13 protein-coding genes are annotated in these 14,012 nt (G+C 73.5%); 7 read left to right on the top strand and 6 right to left on the bottom strand.

What is annotated here, in order from left to right; genetic code table 11:
• The first annotated feature begins 233 nt into the window (after positions 1-233).
• The 7 genes from S1361_RS22490 to S1361_RS22460 all read left to right on the top strand — a co-directional run bounded on the left by S1361_RS22490 (position 234) and on the right by S1361_RS22460 (position 7,154).
• On the top strand, positions 234-977 hold the full coding sequence (locus S1361_RS22490; protein ID WP_208033601.1) for a SagB/ThcOx family dehydrogenase: 744 nt from the start codon (positions 234-236) through the stop codon (positions 975-977).
• Between the two features lie 71 nt (positions 978-1,048).
• Positions 1,049-2,083, top strand: a complete 1,035-nt coding sequence (locus tag S1361_RS22485) for a TOMM precursor leader peptide-binding protein (protein ID WP_208033600.1) — start codon at positions 1,049-1,051, stop codon at positions 2,081-2,083.
• Positions 2,083-3,411 carry a YcaO-like family protein gene (locus S1361_RS22480; RefSeq protein ID WP_208033599.1) on the top strand — a complete coding sequence of 443 codons (1,329 nt, stop codon included), beginning with the start codon at positions 2,083-2,085 and terminating at the stop codon, positions 3,409-3,411. Before S1361_RS22485 ends, S1361_RS22480 begins: the two co-directional genes overlap by 1 nt.
• Positions 3,386-4,171: a CPBP family intramembrane glutamic endopeptidase gene (locus S1361_RS22475; RefSeq protein ID WP_208033598.1), complete on the top strand. Its 786-nt coding sequence runs from the start codon at positions 3,386-3,388 to the stop codon at positions 4,169-4,171. The genes S1361_RS22480 and S1361_RS22475 overlap by 26 nt, the downstream gene beginning before the upstream one ends.
• On the top strand, positions 4,168-5,217 hold the full coding sequence (locus tag S1361_RS22470) for a CPBP family glutamic-type intramembrane protease (protein ID WP_208033597.1): 1,050 nt from the start codon (positions 4,168-4,170) through the stop codon (positions 5,215-5,217). Before S1361_RS22475 ends, S1361_RS22470 begins: the two co-directional genes overlap by 4 nt.
• Positions 5,214-6,284 carry an LLM class flavin-dependent oxidoreductase gene (locus S1361_RS22465; RefSeq protein WP_208033596.1) on the top strand — a complete coding sequence of 357 codons (1,071 nt, stop codon included), beginning with the start codon at positions 5,214-5,216 and terminating at the stop codon, positions 6,282-6,284. The genes S1361_RS22470 and S1361_RS22465 overlap by 4 nt, the downstream gene beginning before the upstream one ends.
• 129 nt (positions 6,285-6,413) lie before the next feature.
• Positions 6,414-7,154, top strand: a complete 741-nt coding sequence (locus S1361_RS22460) for a TetR/AcrR family transcriptional regulator C-terminal domain-containing protein (RefSeq protein ID WP_208033595.1) — start codon at positions 6,414-6,416, stop codon at positions 7,152-7,154.
• An 80-nt stretch (positions 7,155-7,234) separates the two neighbouring features.
• Here the strand turns inward: S1361_RS22460 and S1361_RS22455 are convergent, their stop codons facing one another.
• The 6 genes from S1361_RS22455 to S1361_RS22430 all read right to left on the bottom strand — a co-directional run bounded on the left by S1361_RS22455 (position 7,235) and on the right by S1361_RS22430 (position 13,846).
• Positions 7,235-7,411 carry a hypothetical protein gene (locus tag S1361_RS22455; RefSeq protein WP_208033594.1) on the bottom strand — a complete coding sequence of 59 codons (177 nt, stop codon included), beginning with the start codon at positions 7,409-7,411 and terminating at the stop codon, positions 7,235-7,237.
• A 64-nt stretch (positions 7,412-7,475) separates the two neighbouring features.
• Complete coding sequence (locus S1361_RS22450; RefSeq protein ID WP_208033593.1) at positions 7,476-8,531, bottom strand: methyltransferase; 1,056 nt, start codon at positions 8,529-8,531, stop codon at positions 7,476-7,478.
• A gap of 173 nt (positions 8,532-8,704) precedes the next feature.
• Complete coding sequence (locus S1361_RS22445) at positions 8,705-10,417, bottom strand: bifunctional uroporphyrinogen-III C-methyltransferase/uroporphyrinogen-III synthase (protein WP_208033592.1); 1,713 nt, start codon at positions 10,415-10,417, stop codon at positions 8,705-8,707.
• Entirely contained in the window at positions 10,414-11,409 is a 996-nt protein-coding gene (gene hemC, locus S1361_RS22440) for a hydroxymethylbilane synthase (RefSeq protein ID WP_208033591.1), read from the bottom strand. Before hemC ends, S1361_RS22445 begins: the two co-directional genes overlap by 4 nt.
• The gene (locus S1361_RS22435) at positions 11,406-13,088 is read right to left on the bottom strand and encodes a glutamyl-tRNA reductase (RefSeq protein ID WP_208033590.1); all 1,683 of its coding nucleotides are present in this window, start codon (positions 13,086-13,088) and stop codon (positions 11,406-11,408) included. Before S1361_RS22435 ends, hemC begins: the two co-directional genes overlap by 4 nt.
• Positions 13,085-13,846: a redox-sensing transcriptional repressor Rex gene (locus S1361_RS22430; protein WP_208033589.1), complete on the bottom strand. Its 762-nt coding sequence runs from the start codon at positions 13,844-13,846 to the stop codon at positions 13,085-13,087. Before S1361_RS22430 ends, S1361_RS22435 begins: the two co-directional genes overlap by 4 nt.
• Positions 13,847-14,012: the final 166 nt, after the last annotated feature.

Below are 14,012 nucleotides of genomic sequence, written 5' to 3'. Positions count from 1 at the left end.
CGGCGCACCGGGAGCCACGGCGGGCCGGCCCCTTGACGCAAGGAGCGTACATGGGTGAGGCAGGCCCTCCGAATAATGCACGGGTCATTCAGGCGTCGGTGGCCGCGAGCGCCTACCGTACACTGAGCCCACAGGTCGACGGAGTCGCCCTGCAAACGCATTCAATGCGTTTTGAAAACCTCTCGTCCGGACGCTTTCGCCGGATTGCCGAAGAATTCCTCCTGGCCACCAGAATGCGGCGGTGGGACCGCGCTTCCCTGCTCTCGATCGGCTATTACTTCTCCGATGTGATGGCGGTCGTGCAGTCCCGTCAGGACCGGCTCCCCCGACGTGGCGCGCCACGGACCGCGCTGCCCGAGGGCGCGCAGCCGTCGGCCGGCCTGGTCGAAACGATCCTTCAGCGGCGCAGCGACCGTGACTTCACCGGCGCGCCGCTCCCTCTGGACGAGCTGGCCACCGTGGTCAGGCTGGCCGGTTCGGTCACCGCCGAGGCCGACCTCGAACTGACCGACGGCACCCCGCTGACCATGGGCTTCCGTGCCGTGCCCAGCGCCGGCGGCCTGTACCCGGTCGAGCTGTGGCTGGCGGCCCTGCGGGTCGACGGGCTGGAGCCCGGACTGCACCGCTACCTGCCCGTGGAGGACGCCCTCGCCCGCCGGGCCGGCCCCGACGCCCTGACCTCGCTCCTCGCCTCCTTCGACCCGCAGGACGGCCAGATCGACTTCGAGCGCGCCGCGGCGATCGTCCTGCTGGTCGGCACCCCCTGGCGCGCGATGCGCAAGTACGGGCCGCGCGGCATGCGGTCGATGTTCCACGAGGCCGGCGGCATCGCGCAGAACACCCACCTGGCGGCCACGGCGCTCGGCCTGCGCAGCGTGGACTTCTCCGGTTTCTACGACGACGAGGCGCACGAGGCGATGGGCCTGGACGGCACCCACCGCGTGCTGCTGCACACGGTCCTGCTCGGCGCCGGCTGAGCCACGGCCCGGCCCGCCCCCTGACTCCGTACGCCTCACCGGACCACCCGTAACAGAGAGGCTCTCCCCGAATGTCTGACAACCGGCAGCCGCGCGTGCGCCGTACCTTCTCGGTCATCGGCCACAGCCCGGACGTCGTGGAACTGCGCACCGGCGTGTGGAACGCCCGCTCCTACACACTCACCGACGACTCCCGCTCCGGCAAGCTGTTCAACCTGGTCAGCGGCCTCGACGGGACCCTCTCACGGCGCGACCTGGCCAAGCGCGAGGGCGTCTCGCGGGTCGAGGTGGAGGCCCTGGTCGACCACCTCTACGGGCTCGACGCGATCGAGGAGGAGCCGCGCAGCGCCCTGGACGCCTACCTGGACGACATGGCCGCCCTGGGCGGGCCCGGCGAGCGGCCGGCCGCCGAGGGCGTCGTCCTGCTCGGCGACGCCGAGCTGTGCGAGCGCACGGCCGCCCTGCTGCCCGCCGAACTCGCCCCGGACATCCGGATACCCGGCCCCGACCACCCGGTGCGCGCGCGTCTGGAGAGCCTGCCGCCGTCCGTGCTGCACGACGGGCTGGCCTTCGGTGAGGCCGCCGAGGTCTTGCGCCCCTGGGCCGGCCGGCACCTTCTGCTGGCCGAGCGGACCATCGACCCGGTCCGCGCCCAGCTCCTCAACCGGCTGACCCGCGCGGCCGGGATCAGCTGGACGTACGCGGCCATCGACGGACCGTTCCTGTTCGTCGGCCCCACGATGATCGCCGGACGCTCGTCCTGCTTCGAGTGCTTCGAGACCCGCGTGACGATGAACCTCCGCGAGAGCGCCTCCTACCAGCGCTACAAGGAGGCCCTCGCGCGCTCCGCCGTGCTGGCCGGCGAGCCGCCCCTGTACGGTCCGGTGGCCTCGCTGCTCTGCTCGCACCTGGCGATGGAGGCCACCAACTACCTCGCCTGCGGCACCACGTTCACCGTCGAGAAGGTCCTCGGCTGCTATCTGCCGAGCATGGAACTCTCCTACCAGGAGGTCCTGCCGCTGCCCGGCTGCCCCGGCTGCGGTGCCGTACCCGAACGGGACGACCAGACGCTGCACTTCGACCCGCGCACCTGGCTGGAGGACTGATGCGGCTCCGCCTCCACCAGGACGAGGAGGTGCGCGTCCACCGGCTGCGCGAGCGGATGCACGGCCCGCTCTGCGGCCTGACCACCTCCATGGGGTTCCTCACCCGCTACCCGGACGGCCCCCGGCTGCTGGTCGGCACCGCCGACATGACCGGCGTGCACGTCCGCCAGAACCAGCCGGCACCGAAGGCCGGCAGCTACCACATCGGCGGCTACGGCATCTTTCCGTTCGAAAGCCACATCCGTTCCCTCGCCGAGACCCTGGAGCGCTACGCGGGCTACGCCGCCGCGCTCGACGGCCGCTTCACACAGCGGCACACCAGCCGCACCGCGCTCGCGCAGGCGGGTGAACCGGTCCTGCCGGAGTCCGCGTTCCGGCTCTTCACCGAGGAGCAGTACGCCCGCGAGGGTTTCCCGTTCCAGCCGTTCCACACCGACGCGCCCTTCGGCTGGCTGCTCGTCGACTCCCTGACCGGCGACGGACCGTGCTGGGTGCCCGCGCAACGGTTCCTGCTCGGCTACGTCCGCGAGGCCGACGAGCCCTGGACGCTGCCGGCGGTCACCACCGGCACCGCCACCCACACCACCCCGCAGGCCGCGCTGCGCGCGGCGCTGGAAGAGGTGGTGCAGGTGGACGCGGCGATGGGCCACTGGTACGGCCGTACCGAGAGCGTGCTGATCCGTCCCGACGCCCGCACCCGGCACCTCGACGCCCTGGTGGACACCTACTTCCCGGACTCCGCGCCCCGGCCGGAGTTCCACCTCCTGCCCAGCCCCGACCTGCCCGGCTTCACCATCGCCTGCCTGCTGCGCCAGCCGTCCGGACTCGTCCCGCGCACCGCCATCGGCCTGGGCAGCGGCGCCTCGCTGCCCCGGGCGATGTACCGGGCGCTGCTGGAGGCGGCGGGCGTGCAGTGGCTCGCCGCCTGGGTCGCCGTGGAACAGGCGGTGACGGGCGCCGCACCGGACGAGGCGATCTACGACCTGGAGGGCAACGTCGGCCGGTACGCCACCGAAGAGGGCGCGCGGATCGTGGAGGAACGCTTCGCCCGGCACACCGAGCAGCCGGCGTCCCAGCTGCCGCCCGACGACGACCGCGAGGTCCGGGAGGCGGTCCGCACCCTCGTCGACGCCTTCGCCTCCTCGGGCAAGCGGCTCTACTTCGGCGATCTGACCACCCGTGACCTGCGCGCGCTCGGTTTCCACGCGATGCGCGTGTGGTCGCCGGACACCGTGAGCCTGCCGCTGCCCAGCGCCGTACCGGCCGCCCATCCCCGGTTCGCCGACTACGGGGGCTTCACCGATGACGTCCCTCATCCATATCCCTGAGCTGCGTGCGGCGTCGGCGGTGGCGCTGGCGCTGTGCGCGCTGTCGAGCCTGGCGCTCGCCTCCCACCTGCACGTGCGGTTCCTCGACCGGCGGGGCGTGCACACCCTGCACGTGTACGCGGCTGTGCTCGCCGTGGTCACCGGCTACGGGCTGCTGGTCCTCGGGCCGGCGGCGCTGTACCGGGGGCCCGTCTGGGGGCTGGCCGCCGGACCGCTCGCCGGAGCCGTGCTCGCGGCGCCGGTGGCGGCCGCCGACACGGCGATCACCCGGCGGCTCGGGCGCCGCGCCGCCCGGTCCGCGCCACCGGCCGGACCGCCCCGGGCCGTCCGGACCACCCGGGCGGTGGGCCTGGCCGCGCGGGTCGCCGGTGCCCGGACGGCCGGCACCACCGAGCGGCGGTGGACTCCCAGCCACCGCGACACCGACGTGGCGCTGCCACCGGGGTGGCTGGTGGCCGTGGGGGCACTGGAGGAGTGCGTGTTCCGCGGGGTGCTCACCGGGGAGGCCATGGCCCTGACCGGATGGGCCGTGCGGATCGCGGTCCTCACACTGGCCACGGCCGCCTTCGCGCTGTCCCACCTGTTCTTCGGCTGGACCCAGGTGGCGGCGAAGCTCCCGCTGGCACTCGCCGGCCTCGCCCTCACCCTGGCCACCGGTGACGTCCTCGGCGCGATCACCGTGCACGCCCTGTTCAACCTGCGGATCTGGCGCTACCAGAACACCGTGCGCTCCGCCGGGAGCCGGGCGGTGACGCCGTGAGCGGGGCGGTCACGGCAGGGGTCCTGGCGGTGGTGACGGCGGGTGCGTACGGCGTCCTTGTCCCCTGCCTCACCCGGCTGCGGCGCCGCTGGGCACCTGGCCGGCGCTCCTGGCCGCATCCGCTCGCCCGGGCCGCCGCCGGCTGCGCCGCCGGGTGCGCCGTCCTCGTCGCGGCCGTCTGTCTGGGCCTGCTGCGCCCGCCGTCGGCCCTGCCGAACGGCACCGGCCTCGCCCTCGCCGCCTCCGGGATCGCCCTGGGGTGCGGCGAGTTCGCCACCGCGGCCTTCGCGGCGAGCGTGGCGGCGGACACCGCGGACGCACTGCGCGGGACACGGCTGGCGACCCTCGCGGGACGGCTCGGCGCGGGCGTCACGACGATCCTGACACGCCTCGGCGCGGGCGCCGGGACGGCCCTGGCACGTCTCGGCGCGGGCGTCGCCCGGACGGGCGGGCGGCGGGGCCGTCGCCTCGAAACGCCCTCTTTCTCCGCCGGCCGTGGCCCCGCGGACCGCGCCGGCCGTGCGCACGGGGACCGGCCGGGCGGTCGCCCGGCGCGGCTGCGGCCCGCCGGCGCGGCAGCGGCACGGACCGTGGACCGCCGGCCCGCCGGTGCGGTGACGGCACGGGCCGCGGAGCGCCGGCCCGCCAGTGCCGTCGGCCGCACGCACTGGCTGGGGCTCGCCCGGGGACACGCGGCCGAGGAGGCGCGGGCCTCCGTGCGGGCCGTCCCGTGGTGGGGTGCCGGCGTGCTGGTCGCGGTCGCGGTGTGCGACGAGCTGTCCTTCCGGGCCGCACTCGTCCCCGCCCTCGCCGGCGCCGGTGCCGTGACCGCCGTGACCGCGGCCGCCGCCGCCCACACGGCCGTACGGCTGCGCGACGCCCCGGCCGGACGGCGCCGGGCGCCGGAGACCTGGGTGCCCGCCGTGCTGGTCCCAGCCGTGCACGCCGCTCTGTTCTGGCGCACCGGCTCGGTGGCGCCCCTGCTGACCGCCGACGCCGCCTACCTCGCCCTGCTGATACCGACCGAGAGGAGCCGCCGACCGTGAAACACGGCATCTCACTGCTGCCCGACTGCCGCCCCGCCACCCGCCCGGCCCAGGAGTACTACACCGACGTCCTGCGCCTGTCCCGGCTCGCGGACGAGGCCGGTCTGGACTACGTCAAGATCACCGAGCACTACCTGAAGGAGTACGGCGGCTACTGTCCCAGTCCGCTGACCTTCCTCGCCGCGGTGGCCGCGCAGACCTCGCGGATCCGGCTGATGACCGGATGCGTCCTGCCCGCCTTCCACCACCCGATCCAAATCGCCGCGCACACCGGCATGGTGGACGCGCTCAGCGGCGGCCGGCTGGAGGTGGGGTTCGCCCGGGCCTGGCTGCCGTACGAGTTCGCCGCGTTCGGCGTCCCGATGGACGAGAGCCGGGACCGGTTCACCGACACCATCGCCGCCGTACGGCGCCTGTGGACCGAGGAGAAGGTCACCGTCGACAGCCCGTTCTTCTCCTTCCGCGAGGTCACCTCCCTGCCGGCGCCCGTGCAGCGGCCGCACCCGCCCGTGTGGGGTGCCGCGGTGCGCTCCCGGCAGAGCTTCGCCTGGCTCGCCGAGCAGGGGTTCGGACTGCTGGTGACCCCGCCGCCGCGCAGCGAGGACCTCGCGGGCGTGCGGGACCTGGTGGACGTCTACCTGGACACCTTCGCGGATGTGCACGGCGACGCCCCCGGCGCCCCACGCCCGCGGGTCGCGGTGTCGATCCCGCTGTACGTGGCGGAGACCGACGACGAGGCGTACCGGGTCGCCGACCCGCTGCTGCGGGAGTACCTGGCGGTGTGGGCGGAGGCCGCCGAGGCCTGGATGAACACCTCGTCCAAGGACTACCCGACGTACTCGCAGATGGCGCTGACGCTGCGCAACCTCGACATCGCCGACTTCCGCAGCCTCGGCACGGCCGTCGTCGGCTCGCCGGCGACCGTACTCGAACGAGCCCGGCGGCTGAAGGAGTTCCTGTCCGTCGACACCTTCCTGTGGCAGGTGGACTTCGGCGGGCAGGACGGGCCGACGATGGAACGCAGCTTCCGTCTGTTCACCGAGGAGGTCCTCCCGCATCTGCGGTGACGCCGCGGACTTCCGTCGACTTTCCGCCAACCGCGTCCTCTACCATTCTCTAACATTATTAGGGACGCACGAGAGGCGTCAGCACAGGGCGCTCGGCCCGTTCCGGGCCGCACAGGAGGGAGTCGGCGCATGGCAGGTCAGCGCGCCGGACGCACGGCCGGACGGGCCTCCCGTCCGTCGATCACGCTCGACGCCGTCACCGCCGCCGCGCTGCGCACTCTCCAGCGCGACGGGCTGGAAGCACTGTCGATGCGCCGGCTCGCCGACGAACTGTCCATCCAGGCACCGTCCTTGTACTGGTACGTGCGCAACAAGGAGGAGCTGCTCGACCTGCTCGCCGACGCGCTCCTGGCCGATCTGCGGCTGGACCCGCTGGTGCGCGAGGACGGCGACTGGCAGACCGAGCTGCGGGACATGATGCGGGCCTACCGCAAGTACCTGCTGGGCAAGCGGGACTCGGGCAAGGTGCTGGCCGGCCGGCTCCAGCTCGGGCCGCACTTCCTGCACCACGCCGAGGTCATCCTGGGCCCGCTGCGCCGGGCGGGCTTCAGCGGGCAGGACACCGCCTACTCGCTGTACGTGCTGACCCAGTACGTACAGGGTTTCGTGCTGCACGAGACGTCCCCGCTGTCGGCGGACGTGGCCCGCGGCACGGACCGGATGGAGTTCCTGGAGGAGGTCCGGGAGCGGCTCGCGAAGCTGCCCGCGGAGGAGTACCCGAACGTCGTCGCGGTCGGCGACCAGCTGGCCCGCCCCGACATCGAGGCCCGCTTCGACTACGGCCTGGACCGCCTCCTGGACGGTCTTCGGGCCCGCCTGGACAGCGCGGGCGGCGCCGCGGCGGCGCCCGGCGACTCCCCCGCCGGCTGAGCCGGCCCGGAGCCACCGGACGCGCCGGGGAGCCGCGGGCCGGTCAGTCCTCGTCCCGGACGGCGTTCTCAGACGCCGTCTCAGTCGTCGTCCGAGCGGGACTGCTGCCGCCGCTGGCGTTCGTCCCGCTCGGCCTGCTGTCGTTCCTGGCGTTCGCGGTTGCGGGCCTGCTCGGCGTCCTGCTGCTCCTGCAGCACGCGCTGCCGGGCACGGTTGCGGGCGCGTTCGACGGGGTCGCCCTTCCAGGGTGCGCGCATGACGGGTCCTCCTCGTGTCGGATCGGACGGTGGTGCGGGGATGCCGGACCGGGTGGCCGGGCGATCAGCCGGGCAGCGGCCGGGCTATCAGCACCGACTGCGGCGGGGTGGTGGCGCACACGCGGTCCAGGGCGAATCCGGCCGCGTGCAGCAGCTCCCGCCACTCCTCCTCGGTGCGCTCACGCCCGTCGTTGTCGGCGAGCATCTCGATGTCGATGAGCTTGGCCCAGTGGAAGTCGTTGCCGGGCGGTACGACCGCCTCGACGACGAAGAGCGTGGCGTCCGCGCCGCCCGCCGCGCGCACCCGGCGCAGCACGGCGAGGGCCGTGTCGTCGTCGAAGCAGTGCAGCATGTTCTTCACCAGGTAGGCGTCGCCTCCGGCGGGCACCTCGGCGGTGGCGTCACCGGGCACCAGCCGGACCCGGTCGGCGACCCCGAGCGCGGTCAGCCGAGGGCGGGCGAGTTCGATCACCCGGGGCCGCTCGACCAGGACCCCCCGGCAGTCCGGGTACCGGGCGAGCAGGTTCCCGAGGAGGGCGCCGTCGCCGCCGCCGAGGTCGACCAGGGTGCCGTAGCGGCCGAAGTCGACGACGTCGGCCAGCTCCGCCGCGAGTTCACCGGTCAGCTCGCCCATGGCCGACTCGTAGACCTCGCGGAACGCGTCGTCCTTGTCGAGGTAGTCGAACAACGGCGTGCCGTGGGCGACCTCGAAGGCGGACCGGCCGGTGCGCACGGTCTCGGCCAGCTTGCCGAAGGAGTCCCACATGGGACCCCGGGTGAGCATGAGCACCCAGTTGCGGATCGGGGTGGCCGCGTCGCGGCGCAGACAGTCCGCCATCGGGGTCAGGCTCCAGCGCCCGTCCTCCTGCTCGGCGAAGACGCCCACACAGGCCGCCGCGCGCAGGCACCGCCGTAACGCGGACGGCTGGGCCTCGACGGCGGCCGCCAGGTCCGCCAGGGTCCGCGGGCCGTCGGCCAGGGCGTCGGCGATGCCCATTTCGGCGAGGACCGCGATGGGCTGGGCCGCCCACTTGGCGGCCGCGAGGGCGAGCAGCCGGGCGTGCGGCGGGTCGTACGGCCCGCCCGGCAGGCCGATCGGAGCGGAAGCCTCAAGCGTCACCGGTCCCCCTTCGTCGGTGCCGGCCACACGCCGGTCACTAACACTGTTAGACAGATGCCAGGCTAGTTCCGCCGTCCGGACTCCCGCAACAGCCGCGGAAAAGCGGCGGAAAACAGACGGAGCGCCCCGCACGGGGCGCTCCGTCTCTCGTCAGCCGCGCTACGGCCGTACCCTCACGTCGTGGTCCGCCGCCGCCGGGCCCCCGGCCGCCGCTCGCTCGGCCGGGTCACCGGGTCCCCCGCCTCCAGCGCGGCGGCCCGTCGCTTCATGCCGAAGTCGGCCAGGGCCTCGGCCAGCTTGTGCACGGACGGCTCCGGAGCCATCACGTCCACCCGCAGACCGTGTTCCTCGGCCGTCTTGGCCGTGGCCGGGCCGATGCACGCGATCACCGTCACGTTGTGCGGCTTGCCCGCGATGCCGACCAGGTTCCGGACCGTGGACGACGAGGTGAAGAGGACCGCGTCGAAGCCGCCGCCCTTGATCGCCTCCCGGGTCTCCGCCGGCGGCGGCGACGCGCGCACGGTCCGGTAGGCCGTGACGTCGTCGACCTCCCAGCCCAGCTCGATCAGACCGGCGACCAGGGTCTCGGTGGCGATGTCGGCCCGGGGCAGGAAGACGCGGTCGATCGGGTCGAACACCGGGTCGTAGGGGGGCCAGTCCTCCAGGAGGCCGGCCGCCGACTGCTCGCCGCTCGGCACCAGGTCGGGCTTCACACCGAAGGCGATCAGCGCCTTGGCGGTCTGCTCGCCCACCGCGGCCACCTTGATGCCCGCGAAGGCGCGGGCGTCCAGGCCGTACTCCTCGAACTTCTCCCGGACCGCCTTCACCGCGTTGACGGAGGTGAACGCGATCCACTCGTACCGGCCCGTCACCAGGCCCTTGACCGCCCGCTCCATCTGCTGGGGCGTCCGCGGGGGCTCCACCGCGATCGTCGGGACCTCGTGCGGCACGGCACCGTAGGACCGCAGCTGGTCGGAGAGCGATGCCGCCTGCTCCTTCGTGCGCGGCACGAGCACCTTCCAGCCGAACAGCGGCTTGGACTCGAACCACGACAGCTGGTCGCGCCGGGCGGCGGCGCTGCGCTCGCCGACCACGGCTATCACCGGCCGGCCGCCGTCGGGGGACGGCAGCACCTTCGCCTGCTTCAGGGTCTGGGCGATCGTGCCGAGGGTCGCGGTCCAGGTCCGCTGCCGGGTCGTCGTACCGGCGACCGTCACCGTCAGCGGGGTGTCGGGCTTGCGGCCCGCCGAGACCAGTTCGCCCGCCGCCGCGGCCACCGAGTCCAGGGTGGTGGACACGACGACCGTGCCGTCGGAGGCGCCGACCTCCGTCCAGCAGCGGTCCGAGGCCGTACGGGCGTCCACGAACCGGACGTCCGCACCCTGCGCGTCCCGCAGCGGCACACCGGCGTACGCGGGCACGCCGACCGCCGCCGCGACACCGGGGACGACCTCGAAGGGCACCCCGGCGGCGGCGCAGGCGAGCATTTCCTCCGCCGCGTACGTATCAAGTCCCGGGTCCCCGGACACCGCACGGACCACCCGCCTGCCGCCCCGCGCAGCCTCCATGACAAGATGAGCGGCATCCCGGGCAGCAGCCGGGACAGCGGCGGGTGTTGACGTGCCGTCAACGACCGTCAGCTGGGGCGTGCCCGTGCCCGGCGGGGACACCGCTGAGGAGTCCGCGTCCGTCGGCACCACGGAGACGCCCTGTCGGGCGTGCGTCCGGATCACGTCGAGCACCTCGTGCTCGGCGACCAGGACGTCCGCGTGCGACAGCGCCTCCACGGCGCGCAGAGTCAGCAGTCCCGGATCTCCGGGTCCGGCACCGAGGAAGGTGACGTGCCCGTGTTCCGGACCGGCGGCAGGAAGGGCGGTGGGGCTCAATGTGCTCGCTCCCCCATCAGACCGGCCGCGCCCTGGGCGAGCATCTCGGTGGCGAGTTCGCGACCGAGTGCCCACGCCTGGTCGTGCGTCTGGGGCACGGGACCGGTGGTGGACAGCTGCACCATGCGGGTGCCGTCGGTGGTGCCGACGACGCCGCGCAGGCGCATTTCCTTGACAATCTGCCTGTCGGCCTGGGGGTCCCCCCGCTCGAACGGAGCCGAGAGTGGGGGAAGGTCGGCCAGCGCGCCCACAGGGGCGCTGCAACCGGCCTCCAGGGCGGCGAGCAGTGACCGTTCGGCGGTCACGGCGGCCCGCGTGAACGGGTCGTCGAGTTCGCCGAGCGCGGCGATCAGTTCCGCGTTGCCCGCGGCACACTCGATCGCCAGTGCCCCCTGGCCGGGGGCGGGCAGAACCGTGTCGACCGACAGGAAGTCGGTCGCCTCGTCGATCCGGCCGATCCGGTTGAGGCCGGCGGCGGCCAGCACGACCGCGTCCAGCTCGCCGTCACGGACGTACCCGATGCGGGTGTCGACGTTGCCCCGTATCGGGACCGTCTCGATGTCCAGGCCGTGGGCGCGGGCGTACGCGTTCAGCTGCGCCATGCGGCGCGGCGCACCGGTGCCGATGCGCGCCCCGCGCGGCAGGTCGGTGAACTTCAGCGCGTCCCGCGCGACGATCACGTCCCTGGGGTCCTCGCGCACCGGTACGGCGGCCAGGACCAGTTCCTCGGGCTGCGCGGTCGGCAGGTCCTTGAGCGAATGAACCGCGAAGTCCACCTCGCCCCTGAGGAGCGCGTCGCGCAGCGCCGTGACGAACACGCCGGTGCCGCCGATCTGCGCGAGCGCCTCCCGGGAGACATCGCCGTACGTGGTGATCTCGACCAGCTCGACGGGCCGCCCGGTCACCCGGTGGACGGCCTCCGCCACCTGGCCGGACTGGGCCATGGCGAGCTTGCTCCGCCTGGTCCCCAGCCTCAAAGCCTTCTCAGTCATGCCGGTCGGTCCTTCGTCTGTGTGCTGTCCACGGCCCGGGAGACGGCGGCGACCGTCTCGGGGTCGAGGTCGAACAGGGTGCGCAGCGCGTCCGCGTACCCCGCGCCGCCGGGCTCGGCCGCGAGTTGCTTGACCCGTACGGTCGGCGCGTGCAGCAGCTTGTCGACGACCCGGTGCACGGCCTGGCGGATCTCGCCGCGCTGGCGTTCGTCCAGGTCGGGCAGGCGGCCGTCGAGGCGGGCGATCTCACTGGCGACGACGTCGGCGGCCATGGTGCGCAGCGCCACCACGGTCGGCGTGATGTGCGCCGCCCGCTGTGCCGCGCCGAAGGCCGCGACCTCGTCGGAGACGATACGCCGGACCTGGTCGACGTCGGCCGCCATCGGCGCGTCGGCGGAGGCCTCCGCGAGCGACTCGATGTCCACCAGGCGGACCCCGGCCAGCCGGTGCACGGCCGCGTCGATGTCGCGGGGCATGGCGAGGTCGAGCAGGAAGAAGCTGGGCGCGGGCCGCTCGGCGACCGGCTCGGGCTTGCGCCGCTCGGGGATCCGGCCGACGGTGGCCACGGTCGCGGCGAGCGCGGTGATCAGCTCGGCGTCCGCCTCGGGCGTACGGCGCTCCCGGCGGTCCACCGTCGTGCCCTTGTCCACCCAGGCCGCGTGCTGCTCCAGGGTGGCCGCGTCCATGCCGGCCACGGCCGCCTCGCCCATGACGGAGAAGCCGGGCTGTACGGCGGCCAGGTCCAGCGGGCAGTTCTCGTCGGCCCCGACGCCGGTGGACCGCGGCGGGCTCGCGGGCCGCACGGCCGTGACGCCGGTGTCGGCGACGGGCCGCCCGGTGCGGCCCTCGACCGCCTGCGCGACCGCCTCCGCCGTGAGCACCAGACCCGTCGCCCCGGTACAGGAGACGACGACGTCGGCACGTGTCAGCTCGGCGGCAACGGCGTCCATCCGCACCGCGCGGGCGGTCACCTCGGTGTCCCCTTCCTCGGTGAGGATTCGGGCGAGCCGCTCGGCGCGGTCGAAGGTGCGGTTGGCGACGACGACCTCGGCGACCCCGGCGCGGGCGAGGGTCGCGGCGGCCAGGGACGACATCGACCCCGCGCCGATGACCAGCGCCGTGCGGCCGCTCGCCCAGTCCTGGACGTCCCCGCCCGCGGCCAGCTGCTCCAGGCCGAAGGTGACCAGGGACTGGCCGGCGCGGTCGATGCCGGTCTCGGAGTGGGCGCGCTTGCCGACCCTGAGGGCCTGCTGGAACAGGTCGTTCAGCAGCTTGCCGGCGGAGTGCAGGTCCTGGGCACGGGCCAGGGAGTCCTTGATCTGGCCGAGGATCTGCCCCTCGCCGACGACCATCGAGTCCAGCCCGCAGGCCACCGAGAACAGGTGGTGGACGGCCCGGTCCTCGTAGTGCACGTACAGGTAGGGAGTCAGCTCTTCCAGGCCGACGCCGCTGTGCCGGGCGAGCAGCGTGGACAGCTCGGCGACACCGGCGTGGAACTTGTCCACGTCGGCGTACAGCTCGATGCGGTTGCAGGTGGCGAGTACCGCTGCCTCGGTGGCGGGCTCGGCAGCGACCGTGTCCTGCACCAGCTTGACCTGGGCGTCCGCGCTCAGCGTGGCCCGCTCCAGCACGCTGACCGGTGCGCTGCGGTGGCTCAGTCCGACGACGAGGAGGCTCATGCCGGCATCACGGCGGGGACGTCCCCGTCCGGTCCCTGGTCGGCGGACTCCTCGCGGGTGGTGGCGGGCAGCGCGCCGTCGCCCGCGGCGGTCTCCTCACCGGCCTTGCGCTGCTCGTGGAAGGCGAGGATCTGGAGTTCGATCGAGAGGTCGACCTTGCGCACGTCCACGCCGTCCGGGACGGACAGCACGGTGGGCGCGAAGTTCAGGATGGAGGTCACACCGGCGGCCACGAGCCGGTCGCAGACCTGCTGGGCGGCACCGGCGGGGGTCGCGATCACGCCGATCGAGACGCCGTTGTCCTTGATGATCTTTTCGAGGTCGTCCGTGTGCTGGACGGGGATGCCGGCGACCGGCTTGCCGGCCATCGCCGGGTCGGCGTCGATCAGCGCGGCGACCCGGAAGCCACGGGAGGCGAAACCGCCGTAGTTGGCCAGGGCGGCGCCGAGGTTACCGATACCGACGATCACAACCGGCCAGTCCTGGGTCAGGCCGAGTTCGCGGGAGATCTGGTAGACGAGATACTCCACGTCGTAGCCGACACCGCGCGTTCCGTAGGAGCCCAGGTAGGAGAAGTCCTTGCGCAGCTTGGCGGAGTTGACCCCCGCCGCCGCGGCCAGCTCCTCGGAGGAGACCGTGGGGACCGAGCGCTCCGACAGTGCGGTCAGGGCTCGGAGGTACAGCGGAAGCCGGGCGACGGTGGCCTCGGGAATCCCTCGGCTACGGGTCGCCGGTCGGTGTGTTCGGCCAGTTGCCACGGTGCTCCTGCGGGTAGAGCGGGGCTGCAGGCGGTCATACGTCCCCAGACCGCCCCGTCGACAGCAGGCTATGTCTTTGTGAACGCGTGCACAAAGATGGTGTCCGATTTGCCCGGCAGAAGTGACCGGGGTCACGCGGGTTTCGCACCCTTGGCAGGAACCGGTG

Origin of the sequence: Streptomyces cyanogenus, from assembly GCF_017526105.1 — a bacterium.
Classification (GTDB): Bacteria; Actinomycetota; Actinomycetes; order Streptomycetales; family Streptomycetaceae; genus Streptomyces; species Streptomyces cyanogenus.
Note: the sequence above shows the minus strand (reverse complement) of the source record. Positions and strands in the feature narration are given on the sequence as shown.